This window comes from Pseudomonas sp. GW821-FHT01E05 (assembly GCF_059422425.1).
Genome location: NZ_JBWKWW010000007.1, coordinates 59,150 through 73,949 on the forward strand (window position 1 = coordinate 59,150; position 14,800 = coordinate 73,949).

The following is a 14,800-nucleotide window of genomic DNA, read 5'->3' on the forward strand; positions in this document are numbered from 1 at the left end:
ATCGAAATCTGCGCAATGGAGATTCTGCGCTACGCTACACTGCCAAAACGGGATCTCTCGAGGAGGTTGATTTTGGCTAGCCAGGAACAGGAATGTCGCCAGTGGCGTGAATCGACGGACGTGGTTTCCTTTAATGACGAGCAGCTGGTTCTTGTCGACAGGTTCGATCAGGAAATCGGGTTTCTCGACAAGGCCTCCGCGCATCAGGGGCAAGGCTTGCTGCACCGGGCCTTTTCGCTGTTGGTATTTAATCGCAAAGGCGAGTTGCTGTTGCAGCAACGGGCAGCGGGTAAGCGCCTGTGGCCGGGCTTCTGGTCCAACACCTGCTGCAGCCATCCACGGCGTGGCGAGACGCTGGACGTAGCCATTGAACGACGTCTCGGTGAAGAACTGGGCATGCAATGCTCGCTACAGTTTCTCTTCAAATTCGAATACCAGGCACAGTTCGACACAGAAGGCGCCGAGCATGAGTTGTGCTGGGTGTATGCCGGGCGCAGCGACGAAGTGCCCACGCTCAACCTCAACGAAGTCTCGGCGCTGCGGTATATTTCTCCGGAAACGCTGGACACGGAACTGGCGGAACAACCACACCATTTTACGCCTTGGTTCAAGATCGAGTGGGAGCGCCTGCGTCGAGAACATGCCGACCTGTTCACGCCGCTTTCTTAAGTTCCCGATGGTAGATGGCAGACAGAAATCGCGGAGACTTCCTTGGGCATTCCCCTTATTCAACAGGCCAGGATTGCACGCTACATCCTCGGCAAGAAGCTAAGAGGCCAGCACCGCTATCCACTGGCGATGATGCTGGAGCCCCTGTTCCAGTGTAATTTGGCCTGCGCAGGTTGCGGCAAGATCGACCACCCCAAGGACATCCTGCGCAAGCGCCTGAGCGTCGAGGATGCCTTGCGCGCCGTGGACGAATGCGACGCGCCCGTGGTCTCCATTCCCGGTGGCGAGCCCCTTATTCACAAGGAAATGCCGCAGATCGTGCGGGGCATTATTGCCCGCAAGAAGTTCGTTTATCTGTGCACCAACGCGATTCTGCTGACCAAGCACATCGATGAATACGAACCGTCCCCCTACTTCACCTGGTCTATCCATCTGGATGGTTTACAGCAGCGCCACGATGATTCTGTGTGTATGGAAGGCGTGTTCGACAAAGCCGTTGAGGCGATCAAGCTAGCGCTTTCTCGCGGCTATCGGGTGACCATCAATTGCACCTTGTTCAATCAAGAGCCGCCGGACAACATCGCTGATTTCTTCGACTACGCCATGTCCCTGGGCATCGAGGGCATCACCGTGTCTCCCGGTTTCAGCTACGAGCACGCACCGCGTCAAGACGTGTTCCTTGGCCGCACCGAGAGCAGCACCCTGTTCCGCGAGGTGTTCAAGCGCGGCAAGGAACGCAAGAGCAAATGGGTGTTCAATCAGTCCTCGATGTTCCTCGACTTTCTCGCCGGCAACCAACGCTACCAGTGCACGCCGTGGTCCAACCCGACCTTCAATATTTTTGGCTGGCAGAAGCCTTGCTACTTGCTGGTCGATGAGGGTTACGCGCCGACCTACAAGGTATTGATGGAAGAAACCCAGTGGGAAAACTATGGCGTCGGTATTAACCCCAAGTGCGACAACTGTATGGCCCACTGCGGCTTCGAAGGCAGCGCCGTCAACGACACCTTCGACCATCCACTGAAAGCGATGCGTGTGGCCCTGTTCGGCCCCCGCACCGATGGCGCCATGGCGCCCGCGCTACCCGTGCTCTACAGCGAACGTGTCGAGACCCCCTCCGCACGCATCCCGGTTCGCATCGTCGAACCCACCGGTGCGGATCCCGGTAAAGGCTAGTGGCGACATTGACCCTGTCCGCGTACGGCTGGGCGCTTACACTTCTCCCTGCCGTGATCTGGGTCGGACTGCTCGTGGCGCCATGGCGGCCGTGGAGCACCCGCGAACGGCTTGAGGCCGACTCACACACCGGCGGTACGACTGATCTCAGCGACATTACCGTGTTGATTCCGGCACGCAACGAAGCCGACACGCTCGGCGTTACCCTGACCGCCTTGCAGGCACAGGGCACAGGGTTGCAGGTGGTGGTCATCGACGACCAGTCCAGCGACGCCACGGCCACTATTGCTAGCGCCTTTCCTGACACTCGCGTCGTCAGCGGCCAGCCATTACCGGAGGGCTGGGCCGGAAAACTGTGGGCATTGGAGCAGGGAAAGTCCCACGTGCGTACGCCCATGACGCTGTTGCTCGACGCCGACATCCAGTTGCAGCCTGGCCTGCTGTCGGCGCTGCGGGCGTTCAAACAGCGTGAGGGGAAGCAGTTTGTTTCGTTGATGGCAGACCTGCGCCGCACCAGCTTTTGGGATCATCTGTTGTTGCCGGCGTTCGTCTATTACTTCAAATTGCTGTATCCGTTTGCCCTGTCCAATTCTCGCCATCGGTACGTGGCCGCGGCAGCGGGCGGCTGTGTACTGGTCGATACCGAGGTCCTGCAAAGTATCGGTGCCTTTACCTGCCTGCGGGATGCATTGATCGACGATTGCTCGTTGGCACGACAGGTCAAAAACGCTGGCTATCGTACCTGGCTGGGCCTTAGCCGTGGGGTGATTAGCCGGCGCCCTTACGGCACCCTGATCTCTATCCACGATATGGTCGCGCGTTCAGCTTTTACCCAGCTCGGCTACTCCATATGGATACTGCTGACCGTGACGGTGATGTTTGTCGTCGCCTATGCGGCACCGTTCGCCTTGCTGAGTTTGCCACTTGCTCGACCGTGGGCGCTGACTGCCTGGGGGGCAATGACACTGAGCTATCTGCCGATATTACGCTACTACCGGATGTCTCCGTTCTGGGCCTTGTTGCTGCCACTGGGCGCAGCGTTTTACCTTGGCATGACCTGGAGTTCGGCGATCCGCTACTGGCGTGGAGTCCGTTCTCATTGGAAGGGACGAGTCTATAGTGCCTGATTCACGGGGCATTGATCCTTGGCGTCATTCGCCCTTCGACGACGCGCCGGTTGTAGCGTTTGCCGCAGAGCAATCGCTCTGCTAGTGTCAGTATTGAGTTGTTTTTTGAACCGCTGCCGACACTGGTTTCTGCCCATGGCCCCCAAGAAAGCCACCGTCGATTTCGAAAGTCCTCCCCTAAAACCGTGGCAGCCGGTTGCCCCTGATACAGACCGAGCAGAGTGTGCAGAACCTCCTCAAGCACGGCGTGCTCCTCGAACAGCGCCCTTCGGCGTGGACACTCAAGCATGATCGCGACCTACCAAAAACAATGCCAGGCGCGCGTCGATGCCGCTCTGGAAGAACTCCTGCTACCTCCACGCGACGAACTGCAACGCCTGTACCAGGCGATGCGCTACAGCGTCGTCAACGGCGGTAAGCGGGTCCGCCCGATGCTGGTCTATACCGCTTGCGAAGCCCTCGACGGCGCGGCGGAACAGGCCAAAGGCGCCGCCTGCGCAGTGGAGCTGATCCACGCTTATTCGCTGGTTCACGACGATCTGCCAGCGATGGATGACGACGACCTGCGTCGCGGCCAGCCAACCACCCACAAGGCGTTCGACGAGGCCTGCGCGATCCTCGCAGGCGATGGCCTGCAGGCGCTGGCCTTCGAGGTGCTCGCCGATCCCCGGCACAACCCTCAGAGTGCCGAAGTTCGCCTGGAAATGTGCGGTATCCTGGCGCGTGCCGTCGGCCCTGCCGGCCTGGTCGGTGGCCAAGCCATCGATCTCGAGGCGGTCGGTCACCAGCTCGATCAGAACGCTCTGGAAACCATGCATCGACACAAGACTGGCGCATTGATCGAAGCCTGCGTGCAGCTTGGCGCGCTGGCCAGCGGTAACGCAGACGAAGCCTCGCTACGAGCCCTGCGCGACTATGCTCGGGCCATCGGCCTGGCCTTCCAGGTGCAGGACGACATTCTCGACGTGGAGAGTGATACCGCCACCCTCGGCAAACGCCAGGGCGCCGACATTGCCCACGACAAGCCGACCTACCCGGCCCTGCTCGGTCTCGATGCGGCCAAGACCTATGCCCGCAGTTTGCACGACCAGGCCCTTTCCGCTCTGCATCCGTTCGGCGTCGGCGCCGAGCCGCTGCGCGCCCTGGCCTGCTATATCGTCGAACGGCGCCACTGAGCCAACCGGCGTCACCTGCGACCATTGGCCAAGTCCGCTAAAGGATCCTCCGATGTCCAAGACGTTCCATGAGATCCCCCGCATGCGCCCCGCCACTCCACTGCTGGACCGCGCCGCGACGCCGGACCGACTGCGTCTGCTCAGCGAGGCGGAGCTGGAAATACTGGCCGATGAGTTGCGTCAGGAGCTGTTCTACATCGTCGGTCAGACGGGCGGCCACTTCGGCGCCGGGCTCGGTGTGATCGAACTCACCATTGCCCTCCATTATGTCTTCGACACGCCCAACGACCGCCTGGTATGGGACGTCGGCCACCAGGCCTACCCACACAAGATCCTCACCGGTCGCCGGGGGAGGATGCACACGCTACGCCAGAAGGGTGGCATAGGCCCGTTCCCGCGCCGCATCGAGAGCGAGTACGACACCTTTGGCGTCGGTCATTCCAGTACCTCAATCAGCGCCGCCCTGGGTATGGCCATCGCCTCGCGCCTCAAGGGTGAGAGACACAAATCCATTGCCGTGATCGGCGATGGTGCACTGACGGCCGGGATGGCCTTCGAGGCGCTCAGCCACGCGTCGGATGTGAAGGCCGACATGCTGGTGATCCTGAATGACAACGACATGTCGATCTCCAATAACGTCGGCGGCCTGTCCAACTATCTGGCGAAGATCCTCTCCAGCCGCACCTATGCCAGCGTGCGCGAGGGCAGCAAGAAAATCTTGTCGCGCCTGCCCGGCGCCTGGGAGATTGCTCGCCGCACCGAAGAATGCGCCAAGGGCATACTGGTGCCCGGCGCCCTGTTCGAGGAACTCGGCTGGAACTACATCGGCCCGATCGACGGCCACGATCTGCCGACCCTCCTCGCCACCCTGCGCAACCTGAGCGATCTCAGGGGGCCGCAGTTCCTCCACGTGGTCACCAAGAAGGGTAAGGGGTTTTCCCCTGCCGAGGTCAATCCGATCGGCTATCACGCCATCACCAAACTGGAGCTGGAGCCCGCCGGTGCGCAGCAGCCGCCGAAGAAGGCGAGCGGACCGAAATACTCTAATGTCTTCGGCCAGTGGCTGTGCGACATGGCCGCCACCGATTCGCGCCTGACCGGCATAACTCCGGCCATGAAAGAGGGCTCCGACCTGATCGCCTTCAGCGAACGCTACCCGGATCGCTATTTCGACGTCGCCATCGCCGAGCAGCACGCCGTGACCCTTGCCGCCGGCATGGCCTGCTCTGGCCTGAAGCCGGTTGTGGCGATCTATTCAACCTTCCTCCAGCGCGCCTACGATCAGTTGATCCACGACGTCGCGGTGCAAAATCTCGACGTGCTGTTTGCTATCGACCGCGCCGGTGTGGTCGGTGAGGACGGTCCGACCCACGCGGGCAGCTTCGACCTCTCCTATCTGCGCTGCATTCCCGGAATGCTGGTGATGACCCCCAGCGACGAGAACGAATTGCGCCGCATGCTCACCACCGGCTTCCGCTACCCAGGCCCGGCGGCGGTGCGCTATCCCCGTGGTTGTGGGCCGAACGCGGCCATCGAACCTGGCCTGGAACCCCTGGAAATCGGTAAGGGCGTGCTTCGTCGCCGCGGCAAGCAAGTCGCCCTGCTGGTGTTTGGCACGCAGTTGCCGGAAGCGTTCAAGGTCGCCGAAGAGCTGGATGCCACGGTGGCTGACATGCGCTTCGTCAAACCGCTGGACGAGGCCTTGATACGCAAGTTGGCCTCCAGCCACGAACTCTTGGTCACCATCGAGGAAAATAGCATCATGGGCGGTGCCGGCAGCGCGGTGGCCACATTTCTCGCCAACGAGAACCTGGTCCAGCCGATCCTTCATCTGGGCCTGCCGGATCGCTACCTGGAACCCGCCCAGCCCGCCGAAATGCTCGCCGAATGCGGGCTCGACGCCGCCGGCATCGAAGCTGCGGTGCTCGGGCGCCTGGCACTGTTGCACTGGGCTGACGACGGGCAGAAACAAGGGGTTCTCCCGTAAGGGTCAAACACATTAAACTTTGCCCTCGCCTGAAGCAGATAATGGCAAAAAGAGAAGTCGGCCACACCCTGACGGAAAGTCAGGGGCGCTACAAAATCGTGGCTGAGAGCAACGTCGCGGCGGACGATATCATCGAGGTCCATAAGGCTGCGGCTGGCAGCAAGGTGTCCTTATATCAGCGAGCCCCGTTAGCGTCGCCGTTTGGCCTCAGCGCCCTGAAAAAGGCTGCACGTGACTGCTTGTAATCCCCCTGAATTCGAAGCGAGGCTGCGAGGATTGTTAATCCCGTCGCCACGGTTGGCTGAAGATCGCCGGGCTTTTCTTGGCGTATCTCTTGGTCTTGGCCTTCTTGGTACTGGATTTGCGTACATTCTTTATTATTTCATTGTGCAACGCCTTGGTGCACTTGCAGCGGCCTCGGTGACTTACATTCCACCGGTTGTGGCGTTGCTGATCGGATTTTTCGTGGCCCGGGAGCCAGTACATGTGATTGATCTTCTAGCCATCGCAGCAATTCCTGGTGGCGTGTACGTTGTGCAAGTCGGACGGTGACAGGCACTGGTGCTCCCTTCTCAGAACAGACCAGGCCTGGAGCGTAATCGCAGTCACTGACACCTCTGGCTTGGTGTACCAGAGGGTTCGTTAGCCCTCCTCTCCGCCACCATCCGTCCGGTTTTTCTACGCCACAAAAATAGAGACTTGCAGCATGCAAGCTGCCAAATCATATTATGACTGTAATATTGTTGATGAAGCGCAAAAAAAATCAGGCCTATCGGAGTTGATCCCATGAATGATGCAACCACCCTTCACAAGCTGTTCCTGGACGATTTATCAATCGGCGACACGTTCCGCAGCGGCACATACCTGATCGATGAGCAGCAAATAAAGAGTTTTGCACAGCAATTCGACCCCCAACCTTTTCATCTGGACAATCAGGAGGCTGAGCAAACTTTTTTTGCCGGGCTCGCTGCAAGCGGCTGGCATACGGCCGCCATCACCATGCGCTTACTTGTCTCATGCCTGCCTTTGGATGCGGGTCTTATCGGCGCTGGCAGCGAGCTGAGCTGGCCTACCGCTACTCGCCCTGGAGACGAACTGCGCGTCGAGACCTCCGTCCTGGCCATCAACCCTTCGAAGTCCAGGCTTGATCGCGGTCTTGTTACGTTCCAGACTGACACGCTCAACCAGCACGGTGAGTTGCGTCAACGCTCAGTCGCCAAATTGCTGATCTTTCGCCGCAGCACCTCCGCGGCCCACTGAAGCGTTTCAACTAAAAAGCTACGTGTTCGCGAGAGAACCTCCATGCCTCACGACCTGAGTCACCTTGACACCGCGCTTGCGGCCTACCCCCGGGTGGCGCTGCTGGAAGGCCCCACACCGATCCAGAAACTGTCTCGATTGAGCCAAATGCCCGAGCTGAACGGATGCAATCTCTACGTAAAGCGAGATGACCTGACTGGCCTCGGCGGGGGTGGAAACAAACTGCGTAAGTTGGAGTTTTTGCTCGGCGAGGCACTCGCCGAGGGCGCCGACACCCTGGTGACCTGGGGCGGTCTTCAATCCAATCACGCTCGGTTGACCGCTGCAGTAGCCGCCCGCCAAGGCCTGGCCTGCGAACTGATTCTGACCCAATCTGGCGTGCGCACAGATGATGACTATCGCCTTAACGGCAACGTCCTGCTGGACGCTCTTTTTGGCGCTGCGATCCATCGGCTACCCCTCGGGGCTGTTCCCGACACCTATGCAGCAGAGCTGGTCGAGAAGCTCAAGCGACAGGGTAAAAGGCCCTTTGTCATGCCGTTGGGCGGTTCAAGTCCCAGAGGTTGTCTGGGCTATACCGCATGCGCGGCCGAGGTTCTTCGCCAGGCGGATGCTCTGGGACTCCATCTCGACCGTATAGTCGTCCCCAATGGCAGTAGCGGGACTCACTCGGGCTTGCTGGCCGGCGTCACCCTGGCCCGAGCATCAACGCGAATTATCGGATACACCGTACTCGGAACAGAAGAACAAGCTTTCGGTATAACCCTGGAAAAAACCCGACAAGTTCTACACCTCCTTGACCCGTCCACCATACTGGCTGAAAGCGCGCTCAGCGTGGATGGCAGCCAGCGTGGCGACGCCTATGGCGCCCCGACCGAAGCCATGCTGGAGGCTACCCGTCTACTGGCTTCCCATGAAGGGTTGCTCATTGATCCCGTATACGGCGGCAAGGCATTCGCCGGATTGCTGGCATCCGTCCGCCGTGGCGAATTCCCGGCCGGCAGCAATTTGCTCTTTCTGATGACTGGAGGAATACCGGGCATTTTCGCCTACCGTGCTGCCTTCAGCTGACCGGTCATCGGCGTTCTCCAGCGGTCGTAAAACCCTCCCTGCAGGCGAGCACCGGGAGGTTGGAACAACAGAGACGTATCAGCCCTTCGCCTGGCTCATGCGAGTGAACAGTTCAATGGGCATTTTCTTGCCGTTGAAGGTGTACTGGTTGGTCCTGAACGTGTAGACCTCGGCTTCGGAGAGGTAACCGTCTTTGTTGGTGTCCATGGCTTTGAATTCCTCACCGCCCTTCGGGGCCACGGTCAGGAGTTCCTTGAGCGAAGCGCGGCCGTACCGGGGTGCTAGACTCAATCACGCCTTGGGCACTGATCAGCGTTGCTCCTTCGCGGCACCTGAGCTGCCAAAGCCCCTGTCTCCTGATCTGGAGGTATCCAATGAGCGATAGTACCGAACTCACTTCCTTCACCGGCTGGGCCGCAACGGCAGCCGGTGCTCCACTGGAGCGCTATAGCTACGATCCCGGTCCATTGGGGGACGAGGAGGTGGAAGTCGCCGTGGAGTATTGCGGCGTCTGTCACTCCGACCAGTCACTGATCGATAACGAATGGGGCATTAGCCACTACCCCTTTATTCCCGGCCACGAGGTGGTCGGCAGTATCGTGCGAGCGGGCGCGCAAGTACGCGGTCTTGAAGTGGGACAACGGGTGGGTATTGGTTGGTACAAGGGCAGTTGCATGCATTGCTCCTCGTGTATCGGAGGCTCCCATCACCTATGTGGCACAGTCCAACCCACCATCATCGGCAGCAACGGAGGCTTCGCCGACCGCCTGCGTTCGCACTGGGCCTGGGCTCTGGCGATACCGGATGGACTCGACCCGGCCATGGCCGGCCCTCTGTTCTGCGCCGGTTCGACGGTGTTCAACTCGCTTGTGGAATTCGACGTCAAGCCCACCGACCGGGTCGGTGTGGTGGGCATCGGTGGCCTCGGTCATCTGGCACTGCGCTTCCTTAACGCCTGGGGCTGCGAAGTCACGGCCTTTACCTCGTCGTTGAGCAAGCAGGACGAAGCCAGACGCCTGGGCGCGCACAAGGTAGTCGCCTCGACCGACAGCAATGCGCTGAAATCCATTGCCGGCACCCTGGATTTTCTCTTGGTCACCGCCAACGCCGACCTTGACTGGCCGGCCATGCTCGCAACCCTGCGCGGCAACGGACGCCTGCATTTTGTTGGCGCAGTGCCCGGCGCTATTCCAGTGCACGTGTTCGACCTGCTTGCGCAACAGAAGACCTTATCTGCCTCGCCGGTGGGTTCGCCCAGTACCACGGCGACCATGCTGGAATTCTGCGCTCGTCATCAGATCCTGCCGCAGGTCGAGCACTTTCCCATGAGCCGGGTCAACGAAGCCATCGATCACTTACGCAGTGGCAAGGCGCGCTACCGCGTCGTGCTCGACGCCGGCAAATGACAGACGGGCGCGTCGGGTAACGCCGCACGCGCCCTCTACCGCCGCTACTACAGCCCCCCCTCATCGGCTCGAGCAGAGCAGACACAGACCTTTCCATTAGAAGCTCCCAGCTGTCGCAGCGCAGCGACTGTGCCGCCATGGACATGACTGCTCGAATGTTTGCTGGTTAGCTCAAAGCGCCGAAATGCTCGATTGCGGACATCGACGTCCGAAATGTTCGGACCTGTACTGATCGACGCCATCGAGATCTCCAACCGCGACGGTGTGCGCCTGACGCTGAGGGCGTAAGCAATCAGATGCGCAAGTGCGCACTCATGTAGTCAATGAAAACCCGCAACTTGGGCGAGGCATAACGGCTGGCTGGCCACAGCATCCAGAAGACGACCTGGCGGTCGATGTAGTCGTCCAGCACCGTGACCAGCTGCCCGCCTTCCAACGCTTCGCGCACCAGGAAGACGGGCAGAAAGGCAATGCCTCTGCCCTGGATTGCGGCATAGGCAAGGGGCTCGATCGTGTTCGACGTCATCGTGGCGGGCAGCACTAATTCAGCCTCGGATGCTTCGAGCCGCAGCGGCCAACGCTCCAGCTTTCCCGTTGCGGGAAATTTGTGTTGCAGGCAGAAATGACTTTCCAGTTCACGCGGATAAGTAGGTACACCCTGCCGCTTGAGATACGTGGGCGATGCCACCAGCACATGTGCGCAGGAACCCAAGCGGCGCGCGGCCAGACGAGAATCGGTTTGCTCGCCGGTCCGAATCACCGCGTCGAACCCCTCCTCGATCACATCGACCATGCGGTCGCAAAAATCGATATCCAGTTCGACTTCCGGATACCGCTCCATGAACCCGTCAAAGGCCGGCATCATCAGGTCGCCCAGTAGAGGAGTGCCCACGCGAAGCCGCCCACGCGGGCTGCCAGCCAGGCCTGACAGCTCGGACTCGGCAGCGGTGACCTCGCTGAGGATGCGGCGGCATCGCTCAAGGAACACGGTCCCCTCGGCAGTCAGCGTGATACTGCGTGTGCTGCGATGAAACAGCCGTACACGCAAGCGCTCTTCCATCCGAGCGATGGTTTTGCCCACGGTCGAGGACGACACCCCCAGCTGCCGGCCGGCCTCGGTAAAGCTGCGCGTTTCGGCAACTTGCACGAACATTGAAATGCCACTCAGGCTTTCCATCACTTTTCCTGCTTGCCCCCGGTAGTACCCCACCAACAAGGCGGGATTACGGAAAAACTATCCGAAATGTTCGGCATCGCGGGATATTTTTCTTCACGCACTTTACGCCTACATTGCCCCCATCCCACCACTGACAGGTATCGACGTCATGTCCAAACTGCATACGAACATCCAAATAGGCCCATACCAAATTGCCCACCGCGTCGTTTTAGCGCCACTTACCCGCATGCGTGCCGAACCAGGCGCCATTCCTGGCCAGCTGATGGCCGAGTACTACGCCCAGCGTACCACCGCCGGTGGCCTGCTGATCGGCGAAGCCACTATCGCCGCAGCCAATGGCAATGGATACCTCGGTGCTCCCGGTCTGTATGACGACAGCCAGATCGCCGGCTGGAAGCTCGTGACCGACGCAGTCCATGCCAAGGGCGGCAAAATCTTCCTGCAGCTCTACCATGCGGGGCGCCAGTCCAATAGCCTGCTGCAACCGGACGGCGGCCAGCCGGTGGCCCCTTCCGTCGTGGTCCACGGCGGCGTGGCCTACACCGAGCTCGGCTGGACCCCCGGCACCCCGCCGCGTGAACTGACCATCGCTGAAATCCGCCAGCTGGTGGAAAGTTTCCGCGCAGCGGCCGAACGCGGTATCGCTGCCGGCTTCGACGGTGTCGAGATCCACTCGGCGAACGGCTACCTGTTCGATCAGTTCCTGCAGGACGGCAGCAACAAACGTACGGATATCTACGGTGGCTCGTTCGAGAACCGCAGCCGGTTCCTGCTGGAAGCGGTAGAGGCTGTGATCTCCGTCTGGGGCAGCAATCGGGTGGCGGTGCGTCTGGGGCCGAGCGGCAATTTCGGCGATATGTCCGACAGCGACCCCGTTGGCCTGTTCACCTATGTCGCGCGCGAGCTGGACAAGCTGGACCTCGCCTATCTGCATCTGATCGAGCCGCGCATCCTGGGTGTCGTCGAGGACGAGAGCCGGGACCAGAATCCGGTGGCGACCCAGCTCCTGCGCAAGCACTACAAGGGCACCCTTATCGCAGCGGGCGGCTTCTCCGGTGAATCGGCCAAGGCGATCCTTGAGGCCGGCGATGCTGACCTGGTCGCTTTTGGCCGTCACTTCATCGCCAACCCTGACTTGCCAGAGCGCCTGCGCAACGGCTGGCCGCTGAACCCGTACGACCGCGAGTCTTTCTTCGGTGGCACGGAGGTGGGTTACACGGACTATCCTTCCCATACCGAAGCTGCATGATAATCCGCACTGCTGGCAACTGGGGTCGTAGTACCCCAGCTGTCCAAAAAACCTGACTCACCTCAGCAACGGGGTTGAGTGCATTCTGGCTGATGAGTACCCGGAGTGCCGGCCGTGCCTTGATCGAACATCTTGTAGCGAGTCTTCCTTCGGTCGACCTGTTCATCCGGACAGCGCGCTGGACGGCCTTATTTCCATCCTTCCAGGAGAAGTGTCATGCGTATGACCGGCAATACTATCTTCATCACTGGCGGCGGCTCCGGCATTGGCCGAGGCTTGGCCGAAGCCTTCCACAAACTCGGCAATCAGGTGATCATTTCTGGCCGGCGTATGGAGCGGCTGCAGGAGACGCTCGACGCCAATCCCGGCATGGCCGCCATTGAACTCGACATTACCGACCCGCACAGCATCCAGGCGGCAGCACAGAAGCTCATTTCCAATTACCCGGACGTGAATGTGCTAATCAACAATGCCGGCATCATGCTGCTGGATCACGCGGACGGGCCGGTGGACGATGCACTCGCACTGTCGACCGTCACCACTAACCTGCTCGGCCCGATCCGCATGACCTCGGCACTGGTCGAGCATCTGAAGGCGCAGCCCGATGCGGTGATCGTCAACGTCTCCTCCGTTCTCGGCTTCGTGCCGATGGCGGTGACGGCGGTCTATTCAGCGACCAAGGCAGCGCTCCATTCCTACACGTTGTCACAGCGCTACCTGCTGCGCGGACATGGCATCCAACTGGTCGAAATCGCGCCGCCTTGGGTACGCACCGAGCTGCTCAATAGCAGCGAGGAAGAGCGCGCTATTTCTCTCGACCAGTTCATTACTGAAGCGATGAAGCAGTTCGAGAGCGGCGTGGACGAAATCCTCGTCTCTCCAGCCGAGGCTATGCGTGCCAACCCCGGCCCGAACGAGCATGCGTGGGTCAATCAGTTCAACGACATGATCGCAGCCGGGCCGGCTTTGGGCTGACCGCGACGACGTCAGAACTGGCCAGGCCCACGCTGACACATCACTGGAGCATCTCGCTGGTGGCGCGATGCTCCGGCACTTGCGCTCCATCTTCAGGGGGACGCTGATCGCCAATGTCCGGATGGACGCCGAAACGCGGTAACCGGCTCATCGCTGTAGGCAGCGCCGATGGCCGGCACTTCATCTCCAATCCGGATCTGCTCATCAAGGCGCTGGATATGGCTTACGAGCAGCGAGGGCGGCCTCAGGGGCAGCTGTTTCACCCGGATCAGGGTTCGCAATATGGCAGCCGTCAGTGATGCATCGGTACAATTGGATTCGGCCCCATCAATTCAACGGTGGGCTGGCGCCAGCTCAGGCCGGGAAAAAACTTAACGTCGTGTCCAGGATTAGCTGACCACTACAGGTGTGTTGGCCTGCTTGTGGCAGTCCGCGTGGAGGCTTGACGCGTAAAGCTATCGAGGCTCAAACCCTCGCAAGACGTTGTAGCGTCTGCAGTAGCGGCATAGGGTGAACGGGAAAGGCGGCGAACAATGGAATATCCGCAGGAAAGACTATTTTGAACACAACCTCCCCTCTCAATGCCCGCGAGGTCTACCAGGTGCTAAGAGACGTTGCGCTTGGCACGCGTTCCATGAAAAGAGCCTGCAGTCAGTCTTGGAATGAAATCTGCAACGGCCCCACGTTCGTTGAGGTCGACGGCTGGCATCTCACGCTTTTCAACGATTGCGACGCGTTGGACTACTGCGAGCATTGCAGGGCACCAGACGGTCGAGTCGGGACTCTTGAAACCTGGCAGCGCTACGGCACTGATCCTGTCGACCTATTGAGTGGCTGGGAACGTGAGCAGCTTGAGCAGCTGTTAAATGCGCTCTGACCGTTACTGCCAATGCTCACATAATTGAATCAGCTCATCGACCACGTATCTAACCTTCGGGTTGATGCCCCTCTCCCGAAAACAAGCGAGGCCGCATCGACAAAGAGGGCTCGCACGCAACCGGCCCTCTTTGTTCGAGCGATGGATGACGCGCCGTTTTCATTGCTGGGGCCCTTGCTGCTGAGACGGAGACTGCTGTCGTTGCGATTTCTGTTGCGGCTGCGGCTGCGGCTGCGGTTGCTGCTGCGGCTGATGCATTAGCTGTCCCGCCTCGTGCTGCTGTTGGGGCGGTCTCTGTTGCGGCAGTGGCTGCGGTTGTAGCTGCGGCTGATGCATTAGCTGTCCAGCCTCGTGTTGCTGTTGGGGCAGTCTCTGTTGCGGCTGCGACTGCGGTTGTTGCTGCGGCTGATGCGGCAGCTGTCCAGCCTCGTGTTGCTGTTGGGGCAGTCTCTGTTGCGGCTGCGACTGCGGTTGTTGCTGCGGCTGAGGCATTAGCTGCGGCTGATGCGGTAGCTGTCCCGACTCGCGCTGCTGTTGGGGCAGTCTCTGTTGCGGCAGCGGCTGCGGTTGTAGCTGCGGCTGAGGCATTAGCTGCGGCTGATGCGGTAGCTGTCCCGACTCGCGCTGCTGTTGAGGCATTCTCTGTTGCGG

At 60.3% G+C, this 14,800-nt stretch carries 13 protein-coding genes and 2 pseudogenes; 13 read left to right on the forward strand and 2 right to left on the reverse strand.

Going from position 1 to position 14,800, the window contains the following annotated elements; all coding sequences use genetic code 11:
- Positions 1-15: 15 nt before the first annotated feature.
- The 8 genes from idi to AC07W5_RS16900 all read left to right on the forward strand — a co-directional run bounded on the left by idi (position 16) and on the right by AC07W5_RS16900 (position 8,465).
- A complete protein-coding gene (gene idi, locus AC07W5_RS16865; RefSeq protein ID WP_494992897.1) occupies positions 16-669 on the forward strand; it encodes an isopentenyl-diphosphate Delta-isomerase in 654 nt (217 codons plus the stop codon).
- 42 nt (positions 670-711) lie between these two features.
- Positions 712-1,845, forward strand: a complete 1,134-nt coding sequence (gene hpnH, locus AC07W5_RS16870; protein ID WP_495012862.1) for an adenosyl-hopene transferase HpnH — start codon at positions 712-714, stop codon at positions 1,843-1,845.
- Entirely contained in the window at positions 1,845-2,972 is a 1,128-nt protein-coding gene (locus tag AC07W5_RS16875; RefSeq protein WP_495012861.1) for a glycosyltransferase, read from the forward strand. Before hpnH ends, AC07W5_RS16875 begins: the two co-directional genes overlap by 1 nt.
- A gap of 287 nt (positions 2,973-3,259) precedes the next feature.
- Positions 3,260-4,147 carry a (2E,6E)-farnesyl diphosphate synthase gene (ispA, locus tag AC07W5_RS16880; RefSeq protein WP_494992894.1) on the forward strand — a complete coding sequence of 296 codons (888 nt, stop codon included), beginning with the start codon at positions 3,260-3,262 and terminating at the stop codon, positions 4,145-4,147.
- A gap of 52 nt (positions 4,148-4,199) precedes the next feature.
- Complete coding sequence (gene dxs / locus AC07W5_RS16885; RefSeq protein ID WP_495023871.1) at positions 4,200-6,134, forward strand: 1-deoxy-D-xylulose-5-phosphate synthase; 1,935 nt, start codon at positions 4,200-4,202, stop codon at positions 6,132-6,134.
- Between the two features lie 231 nt (positions 6,135-6,365).
- Complete coding sequence (locus tag AC07W5_RS16890; RefSeq protein ID WP_495023872.1) at positions 6,366-6,686, forward strand: EamA family transporter; 321 nt, start codon at positions 6,366-6,368, stop codon at positions 6,684-6,686.
- Between the two features lie 234 nt (positions 6,687-6,920).
- Complete coding sequence (locus AC07W5_RS16895; protein ID WP_495012858.1) at positions 6,921-7,394, forward strand: MaoC family dehydratase; 474 nt, start codon at positions 6,921-6,923, stop codon at positions 7,392-7,394.
- Between the two features lie 42 nt (positions 7,395-7,436).
- Complete coding sequence (locus AC07W5_RS16900; RefSeq protein WP_494992890.1) at positions 7,437-8,465, forward strand: D-cysteine desulfhydrase family protein; 1,029 nt, start codon at positions 7,437-7,439, stop codon at positions 8,463-8,465.
- A 78-nt stretch (positions 8,466-8,543) separates the two neighbouring features.
- Here the strand turns inward: AC07W5_RS16900 and AC07W5_RS16905 are convergent.
- Positions 8,544-8,735, reverse strand: a pseudogene (locus tag AC07W5_RS16905) (HvfA family oxazolone/thioamide-modified RiPP metallophore); the annotation flags it as partial.
- Between the two features lie 104 nt (positions 8,736-8,839).
- On the opposite strand from AC07W5_RS16905, the gene ahr reads away from it, so the two are divergent.
- Complete coding sequence (ahr, locus tag AC07W5_RS16910; protein ID WP_495023873.1) at positions 8,840-9,871, forward strand: NADPH-dependent aldehyde reductase Ahr; 1,032 nt, start codon at positions 8,840-8,842, stop codon at positions 9,869-9,871.
- Positions 9,872-10,163: 292 nt separating this feature from the next.
- Here the strand turns inward: ahr and AC07W5_RS16915 are convergent, their stop codons facing one another.
- Positions 10,164-11,048: a LysR family transcriptional regulator gene (locus AC07W5_RS16915; protein WP_495023874.1), complete on the reverse strand. Its 885-nt coding sequence runs from the start codon at positions 11,046-11,048 to the stop codon at positions 10,164-10,166.
- A 148-nt stretch (positions 11,049-11,196) separates the two neighbouring features.
- Here AC07W5_RS16915 and AC07W5_RS16920 point away from each other — a divergent pair, with 148 nt between their 5' ends.
- From AC07W5_RS16920 to AC07W5_RS16935, 4 genes and pseudogenes are all read left to right on the forward strand, one after another.
- Positions 11,197-12,297 carry an alkene reductase gene (locus tag AC07W5_RS16920; RefSeq protein ID WP_494992887.1) on the forward strand — a complete coding sequence of 367 codons (1,101 nt, stop codon included), beginning with the start codon at positions 11,197-11,199 and terminating at the stop codon, positions 12,295-12,297.
- A 216-nt stretch (positions 12,298-12,513) separates the two neighbouring features.
- Positions 12,514-13,272: an SDR family oxidoreductase gene (locus tag AC07W5_RS16925; protein ID WP_495023875.1), complete on the forward strand. Its 759-nt coding sequence runs from the start codon at positions 12,514-12,516 to the stop codon at positions 13,270-13,272.
- Positions 13,273-13,466: 194 nt separating this feature from the next.
- Positions 13,467-13,669 (forward strand): annotated as a pseudogene (locus AC07W5_RS16930) (IS3 family transposase); the annotation flags it as partial.
- Between the two features lie 162 nt (positions 13,670-13,831).
- A complete protein-coding gene (locus tag AC07W5_RS16935) occupies positions 13,832-14,149 on the forward strand; it encodes a DUF7693 family protein (RefSeq protein WP_495012854.1) in 318 nt (105 codons plus the stop codon).
- Positions 14,150-14,800: the final 651 nt, after the last annotated feature.